We start from the raw sequence: 22,553 nt of genomic DNA, 5'->3' as shown, positions 1-22,553 counted from the left end.
GAGTCCAGATGTTCGCTTTGCGCGGAATTTCCGGGACGCGTTCCCGAGAAACATATGTGCGATCGGTCACAGGTCCGGATTTCCGCCCACCTACTCTCCGTGAACCCCAAATCCCCGAAAAACCGGGAAAATCCGGGGTTTCCAGGGGGTGTGATCACGGGAAGTACACGGGGTGGTGCCCGCAAAGCGCCACGCCCGGACCGTGTACGGTCCCGATCGCCATCCAAATCGATCTCTCCCGGGGGATCCGGTTGGGTGTCGATTGAGTAACAGACCTTGATGTGAGGCAAAATCTCCGCCTCAGGTCGGGCACAAGTCCGGCCTCTCACGCGTTACGTGCGCTGGAGACACCGCAAATACCCAGAGGGGGAGAGCGCGACATGGCTACGGATTACGACACTCCACGCAAGACCGACGACGACAGCGACCAGGACAGTCTGGAAGAGCTCAAGGCACGTCGGAACGACAAGTCGACGGCTGCTGTCGACGTCGACGAGTTCGAGCAGGCCGAGGGACTGGAGCTGCCCGGCGCAGACCTGTCCAACGAAGAGCTGTCGGTCCGGGTCCTGCCCCGGCAGGCCGACGAGTTCACCTGCATGAGCTGCTTCCTCGTGCACCACCGCAGCCAGCTGGCGCGCGAGAAGAACGGCCAGCCCATCTGCCGCGACTGCGACTAGGCAGTCGGCCGTGGCAGGCGCGAAACCGTCCCGGAAGCGAAGCTTCCGGCGGAAGGGTTCCCCCGAGGGCCAGCAGGACGGCACGGGCCCGGCTGAAGGCGCGGAAGCGTCTGCCGAGCCCTATGCCCTCCGGCTCCCGGAGGAGAACGACCACGGGGCGAGCGCGCTCGTCAGCAGCGCACGTGACGACGAGCGGGGCCGGTCGGCCTCGCTCGACGAAGCGGCACCTTTCGACGCAGTGGCAGATGCGGTGACGGGTGCGGTGGTACAGGGCGTGCAGGACGGACCCAAGACCGGGGCCCGCCGCCTGGGCGCCCTGAAACACGGCATACAGAACGGCGTGCAGAAGAGCGGTCGGGGGGCGAGGGCCGGGCTGGCGTACGTCGTCGACCGCGTCATCGACATCGCGCCGCGGATCCCGGTCCGCGATCTCGCGACTCTGCGCAGACACTTCCCGGGCCTGGGCCCGGAGGAGATCGCCGACAAGCTGGTCGCGGGTGCGGCCAATGCGACATCCACCGTCGGCGCGGGCATCGGAGCAGCCGCGATGCTGCCCGTACCGCCCGCGATACCGGCGGAGATCGCAGCCGAGATCACCGGAGTCGCGGCGATCGAGCTGAAGCTCATCGCCGAGCTCCACGAGGTCTACGGCATGCGCCCGCCGGGCAATCTCAAGGACCGCTCCACCGCGTATCTGAACGCGTGGTCGGGCGAGCGCGGCTTCGACATCACCAAGCCGGCCACGGTGAACGCGGCCCTCGGCGGTCAGATGAAGCGCGAACTACGGCAGCAGATCATGAAGCGCACCTTCCGCGACCTGCCGAACCTGATGCCGTTCATGGTGGGCGCCGCCGTCGGCGCGGCCATGAACCGCCGGGACACCAGGAGAGTCGCGGAGAAGATCCGCAAGGACATGCGCAAGCGCCAGGTCCCCTGGGACGCCCTCCCCGAGCTGCCCCCGCTGTCACGGCCCGGGAAGCTCGTACCGCCCGAGGACCCGAAGGGTGCTGAGCACCCCGCCCCTTTCCCGCCCGGCAGAAACCGGCCGGACAGTCCTAGGTGGCGGGCACGGCCGTGAGTGCCGCCTTGAGCGCCTCGGGGTCCCGCGTCGAGAGATAGGCGTACGGCGTCGGGTCGGCCGGGTCGGTGATCTCCACCCGCAGCGCCGTGTGCACATAGCTGCGCATCAGCATGAAGGCACGCGGATCGGACTTGTACGAGCGCCAGGCGACGGTCTCCTCCGCGTCCAGCACCGTGGCCTCGCCCAGCGCGGTCAGCGGGATCTTCGCGTCTCCCGCGACGAGTGAGCCCGCGACGACGCGGATGCGGACCGAACCGTACGAGCTCACGATCACGCCCGCCACCGCCGCACCGCCGACCAGACCGCCGAGCATCGGCAGCGTGCCCAGCGGCAGCGCGATCAGCCCGCCCGCGATCCCGACGAGCAGGGCGATCAGCCACCAGGAACGGGGCGCGGTGAGACGTTCTTCGTAAGGCTGCATGAAACCAAGCTTGGCATGGTGCGGTACCGGCGTGACCGCGCGGGTAATGTCTGCGGCTGTGACACGAACATCTTCAGCGCTGACGCCCCCGGCCGATGCCATGGCGCCCGTGCGCCATCCCGATGCCCCGGCCCCCGGAGAGCTGCTCGGAGCGCACTACGCGCACTGCTTCGGCTGCGGCGAGGGACAGCCGCACGGGCTGCACCTCCAGACCAGGGCCGGCGAAGGTGTGACGATCACCGCCGAATTCACCGTGCAGTCCGCCCACCAGGGTGCGCCCGGCCTCGCCCACGGCGGCGTGCTGGCCTCGGCGCTCGACGAGACGCTCGGTTCGCTGAACTGGCTGCTGCGGGTCATCGCGGTGACCGGACGGCTGGAGACGGACTTCGTACGGCCCGTCCCGGTGGACACCGTGCTCCACCTGGAGGCCGAGGTCACCGCGGTGCACGGCCGGAAGATCTACTCCACGGCCACCGGCCGGATCGGCGGCCCCGAAGGGCCCGTCGCGGTCCGTGCCGACGCGCTTTTCGTCGAGGTCAAGGTCGACCACTTCACCGAGAACGGACGCCCGGAGGAGATCCGTGCCGCGATGGCCGACCCCGACCAGATCAAGCGCGTCCGCGCCTTCGAGGTGAACCCGTGAGCCGCGCCCCCGTGGACGTACTGATCCACCGTGTCGATCCCGAGGTGCCGATCCCGGCGTACGGGCATCCCGGCGACGCCGGCGCCGATCTGGTCACCACCGAGGCGGCCGAGCTCGCTCCTGGGGAGCGGATCGTGCTGCCCACCGGAGTGTCAGTGGCCCTGCCCGATGGGTATGCCGCCTTCGTGCACCCCCGATCCGGTCTCGCCGCCCGCTGCGGAGTCGCTCTGGTGAATGCCCCGGGGACGGTGGATGCCGGGTACCGTGGAGAGATCAAGGTGATCGTGGTCAATCTCGATCCGCGCGAGACGGTGCGGTTCGAGCGTTTCGACCGGATCGCCCAGCTGGTAGTACAGCAGGTCGAGAAGGTGCGCTTCCATGAGGTGGCGGAGCTTCCGGGCTCCGCGCGGGCCGGCGGGGGCTTCGGGTCCACCGGCGGTCACGCGTCTGTGGACGGCTCACAGGGTGGGAATCGATACGCATCGGTCGTATCCGACCGGGAAGGACAGTGACGTGTTCGGACGTCGCAAGAACAGCGGTTCCGACGAGGACGCGACGGGCGAGGCCGAGCAGGTCGTCGACGGCGCCGAGAGCAACGAGGCGACAGAGGTGAGCGAGCCGCGCAGGTCCGGCCTGCCGCCCGCCCCGCGGCCCGACGGCCCGTGGGACATCTCCGAGGTCGGCGCCCCGGGCGAGGGCCGGGTGGACCTCGGCGGTCTCTTCGTGCCCGGAGTCGAGGGCATGGAGCTGCGCGTCGAGGTCGCGGGTGACGCGATCGTCGCCGCCACGGTGGTCCTGCGCGACAGTGCCGTCCAGCTCCAGGGCTTCGCCGCGCCCAAGAAGGAAGGCATCTGGGGCGAGGTGCGCGAGGAGATCGCCTCGGGCATCACCCAGCAGGGCGGCATCATCGACGAGGTCGAGGGTCCGCTCGGCTGGGAGCTGCGGGCCCAGGTGCCCGTACAGCTCCCGGACGGTACGAACGGCGTGCAGCTGGTGCGCTTCGTCGGGGTCGACGGGCCGCGCTGGTTCCTGCGCGGTGTGATCTCCGGGCAGGGCGCGGTCCAGCCCGAGGCCGCCGGCCTCCTTGAGCAGATCTTCCGGGACACCGTCGTCGTCCGGGGTGAAGGGCCGATGGCCCCCCGCGACCCGATCGTCCTCAAGCTGCCCGACGACGCGCAGATGATGCCCGACGGCGTCCAGCAGGAGGAGCAGGAGGGCTCGCGCTTCTCCGGCGGCATGGGACAGCTTCAGCGCGGTCCCGAGATCACCGAGGTGCGCTGACCGGCCGTCCGCCAGGACATCGGCCAGGGCATCAGGCAGGACATCGGCCAGGTCGGCGCGCGTCCATCGGCCCGATCCGGCAGAGCCGGTGGCCCGCACCCCCACGGGGGTGCGGGCCACCGGCTTTTCTGCTGGTCACGGCCTTGCGCGTAGGGATCGCATCAAGGGCGGGCCGCTCGCCGTATGGGTGCCGTCAACGGAAGGCTCTGTGGCCGTTCGAGAGGGTTTGCTCAGGGAGTCCGAATTTTCGAACTCTTTCAGGAGCTCACGATGGCCGATGTGGCCTTCGTCGTCACCATGATCGCGGTCTTCGCGCTGGTGGCGCTCATTGCCAAGGGGGTGGCGAAGCTGTGAGCGGTTCTTCCGTGGAGGCCGTCGTCGGCCTCGTGGTGGCTGTCGCCCTGCTGGGCTACCTCGTCCTCGCCCTTGTTCACCCGGAGAGGTTCTGAGCCCTGATGAGCCCCGTCCTCGCCGGTGTGCTCCAGATGCTCGCGCTGATCGTGGCGCTGGGTCTGGCCTACCGACCGCTCGGCGACTTCATGGCCCGTGTCTACTCCTCCGACAAGCATCTGCGGGTCGAGAAGTGGATCTACAAGGCCATCGGCGCCAACCCCGCATCCGAGATGCGCTGGCCGTCCTATCTCCGGGGCGTCCTCGCCTTCTCGCTGGTGAGCATCCTCTTCCTGTACCTGCTCCAGCGGGTGCAGGGCAGCCTGCCCGGTTCACTCGGCTTCGCGTCGATCGACCCGGACCAGGCGTTCAACACCGCCGCCTCGTTCGTCGCCAACACCAACTGGCAGTCGTACTCGGGTGAGCAGGCCATGGGCCACGTCGTGCAGACCGGCGGCCTGGCGGTGCAGAACTTCGTCTCGGCAGCCGTCGGCATGGCCGTCGCGGTCGCCCTCGTACGCGGCTTCGCCCGCTCCCGCACCGGTGAACTCGGCAACTTCTGGGCCGACCTGGTGCGCGGTACCGTCCGCATCCTGATCCCCATCGCCGTCGTCGGCGCGCTGATCCTGGTGGCCTGCGGTGCCATCCAGAACTTCGCCGGGATCCACGAGGTCGGCCAGTTCGGCGGTGGTTCGCAGCAGTGGAACGGCGGCGCCGTCGCCTCCCAGGAGGCCATCAAGGAGCTGGGCACCAACGGCGGCGGCTACTTCAACGCCAACTCCGCCCACCCCTTCGAGAACCCGAACGGCACCTCCAACCTCCTGGAGATCTTCCTGATCCTGGTCATCCCCTTCGCGATGACCCGGACCTTCGGCCGGATGGTGGGCTCCCTCAAGCAGGGATACGCGATCCTCGCCGCGATGGTGACGATCTGGATCGGCTTCACCGCGCTGATGATGTGGACCGAGTTCCACCACGGCGGCCCGGCCTTCGACCTCGCGGGCGGCGCGATGGAGGGCAAGGAGACGCGCTTCGGGATCGGCGGCTCGTCGATCTTCTCGGTGGCGACCACGCTTACCTCGACCGGCGCGGTCAACTCCTTCCACTCCTCCTTCACCGGCTTCGGCGGCGGCATCACCATGCTCGGCATGCAGCTCGGCGAGATCGCCCCCGGCGGTGTCGGCTCCGGCCTCTACGGGATGCTGATCATGGCGGTCATCGCGGTGTTCATCGCGGGACTGATGGTGGGCCGTACGCCCGAGTACCTGGGCAAGAAGATCGGCGTCCGCGAGATCAAGTTCGCGGCCTGCTACATCCTGATCACCCCGGCGCTGGTGCTCTGCTTCACCGCTGCGGCGCTGGCACTCCCGACACCGGGCCACTCGATGACCAACTCCGGTGCACACGGCTTCTCGGAGATCCTCTACGCCTACACCTCGGGCGCCAACAACAACGGCTCGGCCTTCGCCGGGCTCGGCGCGGACACCCAGTGGTTCAACACCACCATCGGACTGGCGATGCTGCTCGGCCGTTTCGTCCCCATGGTGTTCGTGCTGGCGCTGGCCGGTTCGCTCGCAGAACAACGGCCGGTGCCCGCGACCGCCGGCACGCTCCGTACCGACAAGCCGCTCTTCACCGGGCTCCTCGTCGGCACGATCATGATCGTCGCCGGACTGACCTATTTCCCGGCGCTCGCGCTGGGTCCGCTCGCTGAAGGGCTGGCGTCATGAGTACCCTCACCCCGGCCCGTGCGCCCCACCCGGGCGCACCCGACCAGAAGCCCGAAGGGCGCGTCGGCGGTGGGCTGTTCGACCCCAAGCAGCTGATCAAGTCCTTCCCCGACGCGGTACGCAAGCTCGACCCGCGGCTCATGGTCAAGTCGCCCGTGATGTTCGTGGTCGAGGTCGGTTCCGTGGTGACCACGGTGTTCGCCCTGAAGGATCCGGGCGACTGGTTCGGCTGGGCCATCACCGGCTGGCTCTGGCTGACGACGATCTTCGCCAACCTGGCCGAGGCGGTCGCCGAGGGCCGGGGCAAGGCCCAGGCCGACACGCTCCGCAAGGCCAAGAGCGACACCGTCGCACGGCGGCTCGACGGCTCGGTGGAGGAGCAGGTGCCCGGCACCGGCCTGCGCATCGGTGACCTGGTGGTCTGCGAGGCCGGCGACATCATCCCCGGCGACGGCGACGTCGTCGAAGGGGTCGCGTCGGTCGACGAGTCCGCGATCACCGGTGAATCGGCCCCCGTCATCCGGGAGTCGGGCGGTGACCGCTCGGCCGTCACCGGCGGTACGAAGGTGCTCTCCGACCGGATCGTCGTCAAGATCATGACGAAGCCGGGCGAGACCTTCATCGACCGGATGATCAAGCTGGTGGAGGGTGCGGCCCGGCAGAAGACGCCGAACGAGATCGCGCTGAACATCCTGCTCGCCTCGCTCACCATCGTCTTCCTGCTGGCGGTCGTCACCCTCCAGCCGTTCGCCACGTACGCGGGCGCCAAGCAGTCCATGATCGTGCTGACCGCCCTGCTGGTCTGCCTGATCCCGACGACCATCGGAGCCCTGCTCTCCGCGATCGGCATCGCGGGCATGGACCGCCTGGTGCAGCGCAATGTCCTCGCCATGTCGGGGCGCGCGGTCGAGGCCGCGGGCGATGTGTCGACACTGCTGCTCGACAAGACCGGCACCATCACGCTGGGCAACCGGCAGGCCGCCGCGTTCGTGCCGGTCAGGGGAGTCACCGAGGCGGTGCTCGCCGACGCGGCGCAGCTCTCCTCGCTGGCCGACGAGACCCCCGAGGGACGCTCGGTCGTCGTACTCGCCAAGGAGAAGTACGGGCTCCGCGAGCGGAGCCGGGGCGAGCTGACCGGGGCCGACTGGGTCACCTTCACCGCCCAGACCCGGATGTCGGGGGTGGACACCGGCGGGCGCCGGATCCGCAAGGGCGCGAGCGGCTCGGTGGTGGCCTGGGTCGAGGAGTGCGGCGGTCAGGTGTCCGAGGACGCCCGGACGCTCACCGACGCGATCTCGCAGGCCGGTGGCACCCCGCTGCTCGTCGCCGTCGAGGACGGTGAGGGCGCCCGGGTGCTGGGCGTCATCCACCTCAAGGACGTCGTCAAGGAGGGCATGCGCGAGCGGTTCGACGAACTGCGCCGGATGGGCATCAGGACCGTCATGATCACCGGCGACAACCCGCTGACCGCCAAGGCCATCGCCGAGGAGGCAGGTGTCGACGACTTCCTCGCCGAGGCCACCCCCGAGGACAAGATGGCGCTCATCAAGCGCGAGCAGGCCGGCGGCAAGCTCGTGGCGATGACCGGCGACGGTACGAACGACGCCCCCGCGCTGGCCCAGGCGGACGTCGGGGTGGCCATGAACACCGGGACCTCGGCCGCCAAGGAGGCCGGGAACATGGTGGACCTGGACTCCAACCCGACCAAGCTGATCGAGATCGTCGAGATCGGCAAGCAACTGCTGATCACCCGGGGCGCGTTGACGACGTTCTCGATCGCCAACGACGTCGCGAAGTACTTCGCGATCATCCCGGCGATGTTCGCGGTGGCGTACCCGAGCCTGGACAAGCTCAACGTCATGCACCTCGCGTCGCCGGAGTCCGCGATCCTGTCGGCGGTCGTCTTCAACGCGCTGGTCATCGTCGCGCTGGTGCCGCTCGCCCTGAAGGGCGTGCAGTACAAGCCGACGGGAGCGGACCGGATGCTCCGTCGCAACCTCGGGATCTACGGACTCGGCGGCCTGGTCGCGCCGTTCGTCGGCATCAAGATCATCGACCTGCTCCTCTCCCTCATTCCTGGCATCGGGTGACCATCATGAACAACTCCGTGAGCGGAACGGGACGGCTGCTCTGGGCCGCCCTGCGTGCCCTTCTGGTCCTGACCGTGGTGTGCGGGGTGATCTACCCGCTCGCCGTCACCGGCGTCGCCCAGGCCCTGTTCCACGACAAGGCCAACGGCTCGGAGATCAAGTCCGGGGGCAAGGTCGTCGGTTCCTCCCTCATCGGGCAGAGCTACACCCTGCCGCTGAAGAAGGGGCAGGAGACCCCGGCGCCCGACCTCAAGTGGTTCCAGCCCCGGCCGTCCAACGGGCTCGGCACCAACAGCATCAACACCCAGTACAAGTTGCTGGTGTCCGGCGCGACCAACCTGTCCGGCGACAACGCCGGGCTGATCAAGTCGGTCAAGGAGGCCAAGGCCGCCGTCATCGAGGACAACGCGGCGGCCGGCTACACGGTGAAGCCCTCCGAGGTGCCCGCCGACGCCGTCACCTCGTCGGCCTCCGGGCTCGACCCGGACATCTCCCCGGCGTACGCCGAGATCCAGGTGCACCGGGTAGCGGAGCGCAACCACCTCACCGTGGCCCAGGTGGACAGGCTGGTCGCCGACCACACCACCGGCCGGGGGCTGGGATTCATCGGCGAGCCCCGGGTGAACGTCCTCGAACTCAACGTGGCACTGAAGCAGCTGGTCAAGGGCTGATCCCCGGCCGACTGCCCAGCGGCCCGCGGTGGTTCTGGTGTGTCCAGAGCGCCGCGGGCCGCTTCCGCGCGCCCGCGTACCGGGTCCGCCGCACCGCTGTCAGCGGACGCACCGGCGCCCCGCCATTGCCCGACGGCGCGTCCGGTGACCATACTGACGCCGATCGACCGGACCGTACGGGGGAGCGAGCATGACCGAGGGCACCAGCGGACAGGCCGGCACGGCCGTGGCGGACGACCGGCCCGACGAGCCGATGGTGCGGGTGGAGAACCTGCACCGTTCGTACGGCACGGGCGCCGCCGCCGTGCACGCGCTGCGCGGGGTCTCCTTCGACGTGCCGCGCGGTGAACTCGTCGCCCTCAAGGGCCGCTCGGGCTCCGGCAAGACCACCCTGCTCAATCTGGTCGGCGGTCTGGACACCCCCGGCGAGGGGCGGATCACCGTGGACGGCACGGAGCTGGTCGGGCTCGGTGAGAACGGGCTGCTCGATCTGCGCCGTGACCGCATCGGCTTCATCTTCCAGTCGTTCGGACTGATCCCGATCCTCTCGGCCGCCGAGAACGTCGGCGTACCGATGCGGCTGCGCAAGGCCGACCCGCGCGAGCGGGAGGAGCGCGTCGCTCTGCTGCTGGGCCTCGTCGGCCTCGCCGACCACATGGCGCAGCGCCCCGGCGAGATGTCCGGCGGGCAGCAGCAGCGGGTGGCCATCGCCCGTGCGCTCGCCAACCGGCCCGCGCTGCTCATCGCGGACGAGCCGACCGGCCAGCTGGACGCGGAGACCGGGCTCGCGGTGATGGAGCTGCTGCGCGCGGTCGTACGGAGCGAGGGGGTGACGGCGCTGGTGGCCACGCACGACGCCCAGCTGCTCGACCTCGCGGACCGGGTGCTGGAACTCAGCGACGGGCAGATCATCGACCACGGCTGAGCCCTGCTGACCGTCCTGCCGCGGGAGCGCTGCCGACGGCCCAGAGCCGTCCGGTCGCGGCTGACCAGCGTGGATCCGGGCCAGGCGGGCGCCGGCCGGGCCCATCAGGATCGTGTCAAGACCCCCCTCGGGACGGCCCCCCGTCCGTTATGCCGGAATCCCTGGCCGTATGGTCGACGGAGAGTACTCACCTGTTCTCTGAAAGACAATGGGGCCATGGCACGAGGCAAGCTTCGAATATTCCTCGGCGCGGCACCGGGCGTCGGCAAGACGTACACGATGCTCGCCGAGGCCCACCGCAGGGTGGAGCGGGGGACGGACTGCGTCGTGGCCTTCGTCGAGCACCACGACAGGCCGCGGACCGAGGTGATGATGCACGGCCTGGAGCAGATCCGGCGCCGTGAGATCACCTACCGGGGCAGCGTCTTCACCGAGATGGACGTGGACGCGGTCCTGGAGCGGGCGCCCGCCGTCGCGCTGGTCGACGAACTCGCCCACACCAATGTCCCCGGCTCGCGCAACACCAAGCGCTGGCAGGACGTCGAGGAACTCCTCCAGGCCGGTATCGACGTCGTCTCCGCCGTCAACATTCAGCACCTGGAGTCGCTCGGTGACGTCGTCGAGTCGATAACGGGTGTCGCCCAGCGGGAGACCGTCCCCGACGAGGTGGTCCGCCGTGCCGACCAGCTCGAACTCGTCGACATGTCGCCCCAGTCGCTGCGCCGCCGGATGGCGCACGGCAACATCTACAAACCGGACAAGGTCGACGCGGCCCTGTCCAACTACTTCCGCCCGGGAAACCTCACCGCGCTGCGCGAGCTCGCCCTGCTGTGGGTCGCCGACCGGGTCGACGAATACCTCCAGCAGTACCGCGGCGAGCACAACATCCGCTCCACCTGGCAGGCCCGCGAACGCATCGTCGTGGGGCTGACGGGCGGCCCCGAGGGCCGCACGCTCATCCGCCGGGCCGCCCGGATGGCCGCCAAGGGCTCCGGCAGCGAGATCCTCGCCGTCTACATCGCCCGCAGCGACGGGCTGACCTCGGCGTCACCGAAGGAGCTCGCGGTCCAGCGGACCCTGGTCGAGGACCTGGGCGGCACCTTCCACCACGTCATAGGGGAGGACATCCCCTCCGCGCTGCTCGAATTCGCCCGGGGTGTGAACGCCACCCAGATCGTGCTCGGCTCCAGCCGCCGCAAGACCTGGCAGTACATCTTCGGCCCGGGTGTCGGACAGACCGTGGCCCGCGATTCCGGGCCCGACCTGGACGTCCACATCGTCACCCACGAGGAGGTCGCCAAGGGGCGCGGTCTGCCGGTCGCCCGCGGCGCCCGGCTGGGGAAGGTGCGGATCATCTGGGGCTGGCTGGCCGGCGTGGTCGGCCCGGCGATCCTCACCGTGCTGCTGACCAACATCGACGCCGACCTCGGCCTCGCCAACGACATGCTGCTCTTCCTGTCGCTGACCGTGGCGGCGGCCCTGCTGGGCGGTCTGCTGCCCGCGCTCGCCTCCGCGGCCTTCGGCTCGCTGCTGCTGAACTACTTCTTCGCCCCGCCGCTGCACCTGCTGACCATCTCGAACTCGAAGAACATCGTCGCCATCGTGATCTTCGTGTCGGTGGCCGTGGCGGTGGCCTCCGTGGTGGACCAGGCGGCCCGCCGTACCCACCAGGCGGCCAGGCTGCGGGCCGAGTCGGAGATCCTTTCCTTCCTGGCGGGCAGCGTGCTGCGCGGGGAGACCACCCTGGACGCGCTTCTCGAAAGAGTGAGGGAGACCTTCGCCATGGACTCCGTGGCACTCCTCGAACGCAAGAGCGATGTCGACCCGTGGGTCTGTGCGGGCAGCGTCGGACCCCGTACGCTCGCCCGCCCCGAGGAGGCGGACGTGGACATGCCGATCGGCGACCACATGGCGATGGCGCTCTCCGGACGGGTCCTGCCCGCCGAGGACCGCAGGGTGCTCGGCGCCTTCGCCGCCCAGGCCGCCGTCGTACTGGACCGCCAGCGGCTCGTCGGCGAGGCCGAGGAGGCCCGCAGGCTGGCCGAGGGCAACCGCATCCGTACGGCTCTGCTCGCCGCCGTCAGCCACGATCTGCGCACCCCGCTCGCCGCCATCAAGGCGGCCGTCAGCTCCCTGCGCTCCGACGACGTCTCCTGGTCCGACGAGGACGAGGCGGAACTGCTCGCAGGCATCGAGGACGGCGCCGACCGGCTCGACCACCTCGTCGGGAACCTCCTGGACGTCTCCCGGCTGCAGACCGGCACCGTCACCCCGCTGATCCGCGAGATCGACCTCGACGAAGTGGTCCCGATGGCCCTCGGCGGGGTCCCCGAGGGCAGCGCCGAACTCGACATCCCCGAGACGCTGCCCATGGTGGCCGTCGACCCCGGCCTGCTGGAGCGGGCCGTCGCCAACATCGTCGAGAACGCGGTCAAGTACAACCCGGGCGACGTGCCCGTCACCGTGGCGGCCAGTGCCCTGGGCGACCGGGTGGAGCTCCGCGTCGCCGACCGGGGACCCGGAGTCCCCGACGAGGCCAAGGAACGCATCTTCGAGCCCTTCCAGCGCCTCGGCGACGCCCCGCGCGGCGTAGGGGTCGGCCTCGGCCTCGCCGTGGCCCGCGGCTTCGTCGAGGCCATGGGCGGCACGCTGGGCGCCGAGGACACCCCCGGCGGTGGCATGACCATGGTCCTCACACTCGCGGCGGCCGGAGGACGGGCCGCCGCATGCCCCACACCGTCAGCAGAAAGGCAGATCTCGCTATGACGCGGGTGCTCGTGGTCGAGGACGATCCGCAGATCGTGCGCGCCCTTGTGATCAACCTGAAGGCACGCAAGTACGAGGTGGACGCGGCCCCCGACGGGGCCACCGCCCTCCAGCTCGCCGCCGCCCGCCACCCCGACGTGGTCCTGCTGGACCTCGGGCTGCCCGACATGGACGGCGTGGAGGTCATCAAGGGCCTGCGCGGCTGGACCCGGGTGCCGATCCTGGTGCTCTCCGCCCGGCACACCTCGGACGAGAAGGTCGAGGCCCTGGACGCGGGCGCCGACGACTACGTCACCAAGCCCTTCGGCATGGACGAACTGCTGGCCCGGCTGCGCGCGGCGGTCCGCAGGGCCGAACCCCTCGGATCCGAATCCGGCGGCGGCGAGGACGTCTCGCTCGTGGAGACCGAGGACTTCACGGTCGACCTGGCGGCCAAGAAGGTCCAGCGCGCGGGCCGTGACGTACGGCTCACCCCCACCGAGTGGCACCTCCTGGAGGTGCTCGTACGGAACACCGGTCGGCTCGTCAGCCAGAAGCAGCTGCTCCAGGAGGTCTGGGGCCCCTCCTACGGCACGGAGACCAACTACCTGCGGGTCTACATGGCCCAACTGCGCCGCAAGCTGGAGGCGGACCCCTCGCACCCCCGGCACTTCGTCACCGAGCCGGGCATGGGCTACCGGTTCGAGCATTGATCCCACGGCCCGGCTCCCCGGTACCCTTCGGGTATGAGTGTTAAGCCGACCGGCCGCTTCCGCCGGATGATCGACCGGCTGTCGACCTCCCTGGAGGACCTGCACTCCGCGGAGCTGCAGGAGGACGCACAGGCCGCCGGGTGCACCCGTATCTCCGAGTGCACCGACCGCCAGATCGTCAAGGTGACTGGTACCTTGCGCACGGTCACCCTGCGTCCCCGGGCCGGTGTGCCCGCCCTGGAGGCCGAGCTGTTCGACGGCACGGCCCCGCTGGACGTGGTGTGGCTGGGACGGCGCTCGATCGTGGGCATAGAACCGGGACGCAGGCTGATCGCCTCCGGCCGGATCTCGATGAGCCACGGCCGGCGGGTGCTGTTCAACCCCAAATACGAACTGCGACCGCTCGGACAGGAGTAGCCGGTGACGTCTCTCGACAAGCCGACCGCAACCGACCAGGACACCGATGCGAGAGCTGTCACCGAGGCAGCTCTCTTCGAGGCCTTCGGCGGGGTGCGGGGCATGGTGGAGACCGTGCTCCCCGGCCTGCTGTTCGTGACGATCTTCACGGTCAACAAGGACCTGAAGTCCTCCGCGATCGCCGCCGTCGCGGTCTCCCTGGTGCTCGTCGCCGTACGGCTGGTCCGCAAGGACACCGTCAAGCACGCCTTCAGCGGCGTCTTCGGCGTGGCCTTCGGTGTCGTCTTCGCGATGATGACCGGCAACGCCAAGGACTTCTATCTGCCGGGGATGATCTACACGCTGGGGCTGGCCCTCGCGTACATCGTCACCGCCGCGGTGGGCTTCCCGCTGATCGGGGTGATCCTCGGCCCGGTGTTCAAGGAGAACCTCTCCTGGCGCACCCGCAACCCCGGCCGCAAGACGGCGTACGCCAAGTCCAGCTGGGCCTGGGGCCTGATCCTGCTGGCCAAGTGCGCGATCCTCTTCCCGATGTACTGGTGGGCCGACACCACGAAGTTCGGCTGGGTGCTGATCGCGCTGAAGATCCCGCCGTTCCTGCTCGCCGTCTATCTGACCTGGGTCTTCCTGGCGAAGGCGCCGCCGCCGATCGACGTGTTCGCGGAGATGGAGGCGGAGGAGCAGGCCGAGAAGGCCCGCAAGGCCGCCGCAGCCGAGGCACAGCGCGGCGAGGCATAACCGCGCGGACACACACCGAAGGGCGGGGCCGGTTGCGGCCCCGCCCTTCGGGCGTACGTCCCTAACCGGCGGCGCCCTCGCTCCGTACCGACAGCAGGTCCTCCAGCTGCTCCTCGCGCGCCTGCGCGGCGACGAACAGCAGCTCGTCGCCCGGCTCCAGCGTCTCCTCCGGGCTCGGCGTCAGGACGCGCGTGCCGCGGATGATCGTGACCAGCGAGGTGTCCTCCGGCCACGCCACATCACCGACCTGGGTGCCGGCCAGCGCCGACTCGGGCGGCAGCGTCAGCTCGACGAGGTTGGCGTCACCGTGGCTGAAGCGCAGCAGCCGTACCAGATCGCCGACGCTCACCGCCTCCTCGACCAGCGCCGACATCAGGCGCGGGGTGGACACCGCGACGTCGACGCCCCAGGACTCGTTGAACAGCCACTCGTTCTTGGGGTTGTTCACCCGGGCCACCACCCGAGGCACCCCGTACTCCGTCTTCGCCAGCAACGAGACGACCAGGTTGACCTTGTCGTCACCGGTCGCCGCGATCACCACGTTGCACCGCTGCAGCGCCGCCTCGTCCAGCGAGGTGATCTCGCAGGCGTCGGCCAGCAGCCATTCGGCCAGCGGCACCCGCTCCACCGAGATGGCGGTGGGCGCCTTGTCGACCAGCAGGACCTCGTGCCCGTTCTCCAGCAGCTCGCCCGCGATGGAACGTCCCACCGCACCGGCCCCGGCAATAGCCACGCGCATCAGTGACCGCCTTCCTCTGGACCCTGGGCGAAGGCCGCCTCGACCCGCTGGATGTCGCCGTCGTCCGTGTGCATCATCACGTGCACCAGATCGCCCTCCTGGAGCACCGTCTGCGAGGTGGGCAGCATGGCTTCACCCAGACGCGTGAGAAACGCGACACGGACGCCCGTCTCCTCCTGGAGCTGGCTGATCTTGCGGCCGATCCAGGCGGCGGACGTGTGCACCTCGGCGAGCTGCACACCACCGCTCGGGTCGCGCCACAGGGGTTCGGCGCCGGACGGCAGCAGCCGCCGCAGCATCTGGTCGGCGGTCCAGCGGACCGTGGCGACGGTCGGAATCCCCAGGCGCTGGTAGACCTCGGCACGACGGGGGTCGTAGATCCTGGCGGCGACGTTCTCGATCCCGAACATCTCACGGGCGACCCGCGCGGCGATGATGTTGGAGTTGTCCCCGCTGCTCACCGCGGCGAACGCACCGGCCTCTTCGATCCCGGCCTCGCGGAGGGTGTCCTGGTCGAACCCGACTCCGGTGACCCGGCGCCCGCCGAACCCGGCACCCAGGCGGCGGAAGGCCGTGGGGTCCTGGTCGACGACTGCGACCGTGTGCCCCTGCTGTTCCAGGGTCTGCGCGAGAGCGGCTCCCACTCGCCCGCAGCCCATGATGACGATGTGCACGACCGTCCTTCCACACGTCCGTAAATTTTCGGTCATAACTGTTCGGCGCTGTTCCACCGGAAAAGGTCCGGCAGAGGAATAAAGAGTCTCAGACGTGCGGCCAAGCTACACACGCACGGTAGGGGTACGGACCCCTCCGCGAGGGGAGCGGGAGATTCCGTGCTGATCGGGGGGTGGGGGGTGCGCGGGCTCCATATCGAACGCTTACGATCCTCACCGTGTCCAAACTGACCGACGTGCCCAAACGCATCCTGATCGGCCGGGCGCTGCGCAGCGACAAGCTGGGGGAGACGCTCCTCCCCAAGCGCATCGCGCTTCCCGTCTTCGCCTCCGACCCCCTGTCCTCGGTGGCGTACGCCCCGGGAGAAGTGCTGCTCGTCCTCTCCGTCGCGGGTGTGTCGGCCTACCACTTCAGCCCGTGGATCGCCGTCGCGGTCGTGGTGCTGATGTTCACCGTGGTGGCGTCGTACCGGCAGAACGTGCACGCCTACCCGAGCGGCGGTGGTGACTACGAGGTCGCCACCACCAACCTCGGGCCGAAGGCCGGGCTGACGGTCGCCAGCGCCCTGCTGGTCGACTACGTCCTCACCGTCGCCGTGTCGATCTCCTCCGGCGTCGAGAACCTCGGCTCGGCCGTCCCGTTCGTCGTCGAACACAAGGTGCTCTGCGCCGTCGGCACCATCGTGCTGCTGACGCTGATGAACCTGCGGGGGGTGAAGGAGTCCGGGAAGCTCTTCGCCATCCCGACGTACGTCTTCGTCGCCGGTGTCTTCATCATGATCGGCTGGGGCGCGTTCCGCGGGCTCGTACTCGGCGACACCATGAAGGCGCCGACCGCGGACTTCACCATCCACGCGGAACGGAGCGGACTGGGCGGCTTCGCCATGGTCTTCCTGCTGCTGCGGGCCTTCTCGTCCGGCTGTGCGGCGCTCACCGGCGTCGAGGCGATCAGCAACGGCGTCCCGGCCTTCCGCAAGCCCAAGAGCAAGAACGCGGCGTCCACGCTGGCGCTGATGGGCATCCTGGCCGTCACGATGTTCTGCGGGATCATCGGGCTCGCCATGGCCACCAACGTGCGGATGGCGTCCAACCCCGCCACCGACCTGCTCGACCACGGTGTCGCCGTCGGTTCCGGCTACAACCAGGACCCGGTGATCTCCCAGGTGGCCGCCGCCGTGTTCGGCAACGGCACCTTCCTCTTCATCGTGCTCTCCGCGGCCACCGCGCTGGTCCTCTTCCTGGCCGCCAACACCGCGTACAACGGCTTCCCGCTGCTCGGCTCGATCCTCGCCCAGGACCGCTACCTGCCCCGTCAGCTGCACACCCGGGGCGACCGGCTCGCCTTCTCCAACGGCATCGTGCTGCTGGCCGGGGCCGCCGTACTGCTCGTGGTGATCTACGGAGCCGACTCGACACGGCTGATCCAGCTGTACATCGTCGGCGTGTTCGTCTCCTTCACCCTCAGCCAGACCGGCATGGTCCGGCACTGGAACCGCCACCTGGCGACCGAGAAGGACGCGGAGAAGCGCCGCCGCATGATCCGCTCGCGCGCGATCAACACCTTCGGTGCCTTCTTCACCGGACTGGTGCTGGTCGTCGTCCTGGCGACCAAGTTCACCCACGGCGCCTGGGTCGCCCTGCTCGGCATGGTGATCTTCTTCGGGACGATGACCGCGATCCGGAAGCACTACGACCGGGTCTCCGAGGAGATCGCGGCGCCGGACGAACCGTCCGACGACAGCCTGCGCCCCTCCCGCGTCCACTCGATCGTCCTGGTCTCCAAGGTCCACAAGCCGACGCTGCGCGCCCTCGGGTACGCCAAGCTGATGCGCTCCGACCAGCTGGAGGCGCTCTCCATCGGCGTCGACCCGGCGGAGACGAAGGCGCTGAAGGAGGAGTGGGAGCGGCGGGGCATCAACGTGCCGCTGAAGATCCTGGACTCGCCGTACCGCGAGATCACCCGGCCGATCGTCGAATACGTGCGGGGGCTGCGGCGCGAGAGCCCGCGGGACGTCGTGTCCGTGTACATCCCCGAGTACGTGGTGGGGCACTGGTACGAGCACGTCCTGCACAACCAGAGCGCCCTGCGCCTCAAGGGCAGGCTGCTCTTCACCCCCGGCGTGATGGTCACCTCGGTGCCGTACCAGCTGGAGTCCTCCGAAGTCGCGAAGAAGCGCGCGAGGAAGCGGGCCGAATGGAACGCGCCGGGTGCGGTCCGCCGCGGTCCGGTGGCCCGGCCCAGGGAGCCCATGGGCCCCGGCAGCGGCAAGGGGTCGGGCGCGGCCAAGACCCCGAAGAGCAAGAGCTGAGCGGTACGCCGGGACCCGTGCCGGCCCCGGCGTACAGCGTCCGGGACCGGTACAGCGACCGGGACCGGTACAGCGACCGGGACGGCTACAGGCACCGGTGCTCGGACGGGTACGGGCACCGGCACCGGCGCTGGGACGGGTACAGGCACCCGCGCTGAGAGCAGACGCACAGCCGCATCCGGTCCGACTGGTGAGCAGCCGGAGAACACCCACGTAGACTGGTGGGTCGTTGTCCGGCTGTTCCCTTTTGATCTTCTGGAGTCCCCCCGCCATGCAGACAGAACCCACGTCATCGCTGGTCGGGGAGGAGTACGAGGTCGAGGTCGGCCCCGTCGCGCACGGCGGCCACTGCATCGCCCGCAACGCCGAGGGCCGTGTCCTCTTCGTACGTCACACCCTGCCCGGCGAGAAGGTCGTCGCCCGGGTGACCGAGGGCGAGGAGAGCTCGCGCTTCCTGCGTGCCGACGCCGTCCGGATCATCGAGGCGTCCAAGGACCGCGTCGAGGCCCCCTGCCCCTACGCGGGCCCCGGGAAGTGCGGCGGCTGCGACTGGCAGCACGCCAAGCCGGGCGCGCAGCGCAGGCTCAAGGGCGAGGTCATCGCCGAGCAGCTCCAGCGTCTCGCCGGACTCACCCCCGAGGAAGCGGGCTGGGACGGCACCGTGATGCCCGCGGCCGGTGACAAACTGCCGCCGGGCGAGGTGCCCGCATGGCGCACCCGCGTCCAGTACACCGTGGACGAAGCGGGCCGCGCGGGCCTGCGCAAGCACCGTTCGCACGAGGTCGAGGCCATCGACCGCTGCCTCATCGCGGCGCCGGGCGTCACCGAACTGGGCATCGAGAAGCGGGAATGGCCGCAGCTGGCATCGGTCGAGGCCATCGCCGCCACCGGCTCCGGCGACCGCCAGGTCGTACTCACCCCGAAGCCCGGCGGCCGACTGCCCCTGGTCGAACTCGACAAGCCGGTCTCGGTCCTGCGGGTCGAGGAGCACGACGGGGGAGTGCACCGCGTCCACGGCCGCCCCTTCGTCCGCGAACGGGCCGACGAGCGCACGTACCGCGTCGGCATGGGCGGCTTCTGGCAGGTCCACCCGCAGGCCGCCGACACCCTGCTGAAGGCCGTGATGCAGGGACTCATGCCCCGCAAGGGCGACTCGGCCATCGACCTGTACTGCGGCGTGGGCCTCTTCGCCGGAGCCATCGCCGAACGCGTCGGCGAACAGGGCGCGGTACTCGGCATCGAGTCCTCCAAGCGCGCCTGCGAGGACGCCCGCCACAACCTCAAGGACCTGCCGCGGGTCCGCATCGAACACGGCAAGGTCGAGGCGGCCCTCCCGCGCACCGGCATCACGGAGACCGACCTGATCGTCCTGGACCCGCCGCGCGCGGGAGCGGGCAAGCAGACGGTCAAGCACCTCGCGGGCCTCGGCGCGCGTCGCATCGCGTACGTCGCATGCGACCCGGCGGCGCTGGCGCGGGACCTGGCTTACTTCCGGGAGGGCGGGTACAAGGTGCGGGTGCTGCGGGCGTTCGATCTGTTTCCGATGACGCACCATGTGGAGTGTGTTGCCATCCTTGAACCGGTCACAAAGGGCGCCTGACCTGCGGTTTTGTGCGTGCGCATGATGTGCGGTGCGGGCGTTACGGGCGATATCTTGACGCACATTCGACGCGCGTGAGGCCCTTCTGACGCACGTTTGACGCACGTTCTGATGGGGCGTCGGGCGGCCGTTCTTGCAGGTGGCGGTGCGTCGGGTAGGGCGTGCCGGGTCCCTTCGTTGCTATCTCTTGAGTCAAGGGGCGTCGGTTATGCCTGGTTTGCGGCTCATTAGGGGTGAGGTCTGTACGGGCTCCAGTGACCGAGGAAAGGCTTGAGGCCGTCGCCGCTGGGCTTCGGAGGGGAGGGTAGCTTTGGCGCTGCGGCGGACCTGGCGAGATGCTGGAGGCGGGCATCCGCGAAGGCGAGCCACGCCTCGATCTGTCCTTTCCTGCCCGGGCGTCAGTGACGTGGCTTGGTCGCGCACTGCTGTGACGTATTCGGTCAGCAGCTTGGTCCGGTGCCAGGCGTCTGCCTGCTCTCCGAGGTGTTTGACGCGATAGGCGTGGGCGTACGCGGCGCGGGCTTCCTGCATGGCGGCTTCCCAGAACCACTTCACCGATGCCCGCGACCAACTCGGTGCCTGCATCGCCGCCCTGCGTGCCTACGTGAGAGGGGCGGCGGGCCACGACGTGGCCGACTGTGCCTGAGGCGCTACGTGCGTGTTGCGGCGGTGTCCGATGAGCCGGGCGCAGAAGTGAGCATCCGCCAGACCCCGCGGACCTGGTCCGCCATGTCGATGTCGGGGTCGCTCAGCCATTGGAGTTGGATGCCGTCGGTTGCTGCGACGAGGGCTGAGGCGGTGAAGTGCGGGTCGAGATCGGGGCTCGCCCGGCCGGCCCGCTGCTCGGCCGTGAGGTGCTCGGTGATCGTGGCGCGCAGCAGTGTGAAGCGTTCTCTGAAGTACGTGTGCGCCGGGTGCGCCGGGTCGGTCGAGGCCGCGGCAAGGGTGACGTAGAGGCGTACGCGGGCGGAGTTGGCGGCGTTCGCCGTCAGGGCCTTGGCCAGGAACTCGCCCGGATCGCGCACGACGTCCGGGTCGTGGAAGCGCGCCTCGGCCGCGCGGTCGTTTGCGCGCAGGACCTCGGTGAGCAGGTGGTCCTTGGATGCGAAGTAGTGCATCAGGCCGGTCAGGCTGATGTGGCTCTCCTTGGCGACCATCCGCAGGGTGGTGTTCCGCTCGCCCTCGCGGCCGAAGATCTCGAGGGTGACCTTGAGGATCTCCTCCCGCTTGGCGACCCCCTTGGGGTAGGAGTTTCTGGCTGTCACGCGCCCACCCTATGCGGCGGGTATTCCCCCTGTGCAAAGCCTTGCCCGCAAAAACAGTACGCCGTACTGTTTCTCACCAGTCGCAGGTGCGGCCCCGTGCGGCCCACCGAAAGTAGGTCCCGATGGCGAGACCCCCTGGCGAGCTCCGTGCTCCCTCCCCGCTCCCTGCCGATCCCGGCGGAGCGGCAGGATCGGCCGCCCCGCCGGTCGACGGCCGGGCGCTGCGACGCCTGATGGCGTGCATCGGCCCCGCCAACCTCGGCATTGCCCTCGTATGGGGAGCCGTCCCCGGCACCCTGCTGGCCCTCCAGGTCCAGCGCACGGTGGGCGAGGACGCGAAGGTCGGCATGCTCGCGGTCGTCACCACGGTGGGCGCGCTCGTCGCGATGGTTGCCCAGCCCGTCGCGGGAGCCGTCTCGGACCGGACCCGCAGCCGCTTCGGCAGACGCGGGCCCTGGATCGTGGCGGGCGTAGCGACCGGTGGCGTGGCCCTGATCGGCATGGCGTTCGCGCACTCCGTACCGGCGACGCTGGCCCTGTGGTGCCTGGTGCAGCTCGGCTACAACTTCGCGGCGGGCCCGCTCTCGGCCGTCATGCCCGACAGGGTGCCGCCCGAGAAGCGTGGCCTGTTCTCCACTGTCACCGGCCTCGGCTCCATGGTCGGCTCGCTTCTCGGGCAGATCTTCGCCGCTGCCTTCGAGGACCGGATCATCACGGCGTACGTGGTACTTGCTGCGCTCGCGACGACTCTGGCTGTCGTCTTCGTGACCCTCAACCCGGACCGCCCGAGCCGGGACGCGCCCCAAGAGCCCTTCCGGGTCCGTGAGTTCCTGGGCGGGCTGTTGCCGAACCCGCGGAGGCACCCCGACTTCTTCTGGGTGTTCGTCAGCAGGCTGTGCACCAATACGTCGTACTTCCTGGTGTTCGGCTACAAGCTCTACATCCTCCAGGACTACGTCGGCCTGCACGACAGGGCTATCGATCACGTACCCGCCCTCGCGCTGACCGCTGTCGCGGGCCTGCTCCCGGCCGCCGTCGTCACCGGACCCCTCTCGGACCGGCTCGGCAGGCGCAAGGTGTTCGTGGTGGCCTCGGCGTCCCTCATCGGCTGCGCCATGCTCATCCCGTTCGCCGTCCCCACCATGACGGGTATGACCGCGATGGCCTTCTTGGTGGGCATCGGCTTCGGCTGCTTCCAGGGTGTGGACGCCGCCCTCATCTCCCAAGTGCTGCCGTCCGAACGGTCCTTCGCCCGCGACCTCGGCGTCGTGAACCTCGCAGCCACCCTGCCGCAGGTCCTCGGGCCCGCCATCGCAGGAGCCGTCGTCCTCTGGCTCGGCGGGTACCGCACGCTCTTCCCTCTCGCGCTGGCCTTCGCGCTGCTCGGTGCGGTGACCGTCCTGCGAGTGAAGGAAGTCCGATGACCCCTGGCAGACCACCGCAA

The 22,553-nt window shown here is 69.6% G+C and carries 22 protein-coding genes; 18 read left to right on the top strand and 4 right to left on the bottom strand.

The window, feature by feature from the left end:
• Positions 1–380 precede the first annotated feature (380 nt).
• Together NBY69_RS28585 and NBY69_RS28580 are read left to right on the top strand one after the other, a co-directional pair.
• Positions 381–677, top strand: coding sequence for a DUF4193 domain-containing protein (locus NBY69_RS28585; RefSeq protein ID WP_164260119.1), 297 nt, complete (start codon positions 381–383; stop codon positions 675–677).
• Positions 678–687: 10 nt separating this feature from the next.
• Positions 688–1,755, top strand: coding sequence for a hypothetical protein (locus NBY69_RS28580; protein WP_250304769.1), 1,068 nt, complete (start codon positions 688–690; stop codon positions 1,753–1,755).
• Here NBY69_RS28580 and NBY69_RS28575 read toward each other — a convergent pair.
• Complete coding sequence (locus NBY69_RS28575; RefSeq protein ID WP_250304768.1) at positions 1,733–2,179, bottom strand: DUF3093 domain-containing protein; 447 nt, start codon at positions 2,177–2,179, stop codon at positions 1,733–1,735. The two genes, NBY69_RS28580 and NBY69_RS28575, sit on opposite strands and share 23 nt — an antisense overlap.
• 58 nt (positions 2,180–2,237) lie before the next feature.
• Between NBY69_RS28575 and NBY69_RS28570 the strand changes: the two genes are divergently transcribed.
• The 13 genes from NBY69_RS28570 to NBY69_RS28510 all read left to right on the top strand — a co-directional run bounded on the left by NBY69_RS28570 (position 2,238) and on the right by NBY69_RS28510 (position 14,522).
• A complete protein-coding gene (locus NBY69_RS28570; protein ID WP_250304767.1) occupies positions 2,238–2,822 on the top strand; it encodes a PaaI family thioesterase in 585 nt (194 codons plus the stop codon).
• Positions 2,819–3,334, top strand: a complete 516-nt coding sequence (gene dut, locus NBY69_RS28565; RefSeq protein ID WP_250304766.1) for a dUTP diphosphatase — start codon at positions 2,819–2,821, stop codon at positions 3,332–3,334. The genes NBY69_RS28570 and dut overlap by 4 nt, the downstream gene beginning before the upstream one ends.
• 1 nt (position 3,335) lies before the next feature.
• Positions 3,336–4,103, top strand: coding sequence for a DUF3710 domain-containing protein (locus tag NBY69_RS28560; RefSeq protein WP_250304765.1), 768 nt, complete (start codon positions 3,336–3,338; stop codon positions 4,101–4,103).
• Between the two features lie 183 nt (positions 4,104–4,286).
• Positions 4,287–4,457, top strand: a complete 171-nt coding sequence (locus NBY69_RS28555; RefSeq protein ID WP_250304764.1) for a hypothetical protein — start codon at positions 4,287–4,289, stop codon at positions 4,455–4,457.
• Entirely contained in the window at positions 4,454–4,552 is a 99-nt protein-coding gene (kdpF, locus tag NBY69_RS28550) for a K(+)-transporting ATPase subunit F (protein ID WP_250304763.1), read from the top strand. The genes NBY69_RS28555 and kdpF overlap by 4 nt, the downstream gene beginning before the upstream one ends.
• Before the next feature lie 6 nt (positions 4,553–4,558).
• The gene (gene kdpA / locus NBY69_RS28545; protein ID WP_250304762.1) at positions 4,559–6,223 is read left to right on the top strand and encodes a potassium-transporting ATPase subunit KdpA; all 1,665 of its coding nucleotides are present in this window, start codon (positions 4,559–4,561) and stop codon (positions 6,221–6,223) included.
• The gene (gene kdpB / locus NBY69_RS28540; protein ID WP_250304761.1) at positions 6,220–8,313 is read left to right on the top strand and encodes a potassium-transporting ATPase subunit KdpB; all 2,094 of its coding nucleotides are present in this window, start codon (positions 6,220–6,222) and stop codon (positions 8,311–8,313) included. Before kdpA ends, kdpB begins: the two co-directional genes overlap by 4 nt.
• Before the next feature lie 5 nt (positions 8,314–8,318).
• Positions 8,319–8,984, top strand: coding sequence for a potassium-transporting ATPase subunit C (locus tag NBY69_RS28535; protein ID WP_250304760.1), 666 nt, complete (start codon positions 8,319–8,321; stop codon positions 8,982–8,984).
• A 190-nt stretch (positions 8,985–9,174) separates the two neighbouring features.
• Positions 9,175–9,909, top strand: coding sequence for an ABC transporter ATP-binding protein (locus NBY69_RS28530; protein WP_250304759.1), 735 nt, complete (start codon positions 9,175–9,177; stop codon positions 9,907–9,909).
• A gap of 216 nt (positions 9,910–10,125) precedes the next feature.
• Entirely contained in the window at positions 10,126–12,675 is a 2,550-nt protein-coding gene (locus NBY69_RS28525; RefSeq protein ID WP_250304758.1) for a sensor histidine kinase KdpD, read from the top strand.
• Complete coding sequence (locus tag NBY69_RS28520; RefSeq protein ID WP_250304757.1) at positions 12,672–13,367, top strand: response regulator; 696 nt, start codon at positions 12,672–12,674, stop codon at positions 13,365–13,367. Before NBY69_RS28525 ends, NBY69_RS28520 begins: the two co-directional genes overlap by 4 nt.
• Before the next feature lie 66 nt (positions 13,368–13,433).
• Positions 13,434–13,784, top strand: a complete 351-nt coding sequence (locus NBY69_RS28515) for an OB-fold nucleic acid binding domain-containing protein (protein WP_250304848.1) — start codon at positions 13,434–13,436, stop codon at positions 13,782–13,784.
• A gap of 3 nt (positions 13,785–13,787) precedes the next feature.
• A complete protein-coding gene (locus NBY69_RS28510) occupies positions 13,788–14,522 on the top strand; it encodes a DUF3159 domain-containing protein (protein ID WP_250304756.1) in 735 nt (244 codons plus the stop codon).
• A gap of 61 nt (positions 14,523–14,583) precedes the next feature.
• On the opposite strand, the gene NBY69_RS28505 is transcribed toward NBY69_RS28510, so the two are convergent.
• The gene (locus tag NBY69_RS28505; protein WP_250304755.1) at positions 14,584–15,261 is read right to left on the bottom strand and encodes a TrkA family potassium uptake protein; all 678 of its coding nucleotides are present in this window, start codon (positions 15,259–15,261) and stop codon (positions 14,584–14,586) included.
• On the bottom strand, positions 15,261–15,935 hold the full coding sequence (locus NBY69_RS28500; RefSeq protein WP_250304754.1) for a TrkA family potassium uptake protein: 675 nt from the start codon (positions 15,933–15,935) through the stop codon (positions 15,261–15,263). The genes NBY69_RS28505 and NBY69_RS28500 overlap by 1 nt, the downstream gene beginning before the upstream one ends.
• 218 nt (positions 15,936–16,153) lie before the next feature.
• On the opposite strand from NBY69_RS28500, the gene NBY69_RS28495 reads away from it, so the two are divergent.
• Positions 16,154–18,244, top strand: a complete 2,091-nt coding sequence (locus tag NBY69_RS28495) for an APC family permease (RefSeq protein WP_250304753.1) — start codon at positions 16,154–16,156, stop codon at positions 18,242–18,244.
• 271 nt (positions 18,245–18,515) lie between these two features.
• Positions 18,516–19,844 (top strand): class I SAM-dependent RNA methyltransferase, encoded by a 1,329-nt coding sequence (locus tag NBY69_RS28490; protein ID WP_250304752.1) that lies wholly within the window; start codon positions 18,516–18,518, stop codon positions 19,842–19,844.
• Positions 19,845–20,494: 650 nt separating this feature from the next.
• Here the strand turns inward: NBY69_RS28490 and NBY69_RS28485 are convergent.
• Positions 20,495–21,109, bottom strand: a complete 615-nt coding sequence (locus NBY69_RS28485) for a TetR/AcrR family transcriptional regulator (protein ID WP_250304751.1) — start codon at positions 21,107–21,109, stop codon at positions 20,495–20,497.
• Between the two features lie 122 nt (positions 21,110–21,231).
• Here NBY69_RS28485 and NBY69_RS28480 point away from each other — a divergent pair, with 122 nt between their 5' ends.
• Entirely contained in the window at positions 21,232–22,533 is a 1,302-nt protein-coding gene (locus tag NBY69_RS28480; RefSeq protein WP_250304750.1) for an MFS transporter, read from the top strand.
• The last annotated feature ends 20 nt before the right edge of the window (positions 22,534–22,553 follow it).

The organism is Streptomyces sp. A 4/2 (assembly GCF_940670765.1).
Taxonomy (GTDB): domain Bacteria; phylum Actinomycetota; class Actinomycetes; order Streptomycetales; family Streptomycetaceae; genus Streptomyces.
The sequence above is the reverse complement of the archived record's forward strand: the minus strand, read 5'-3'. Positions and strand labels throughout refer to the sequence as shown.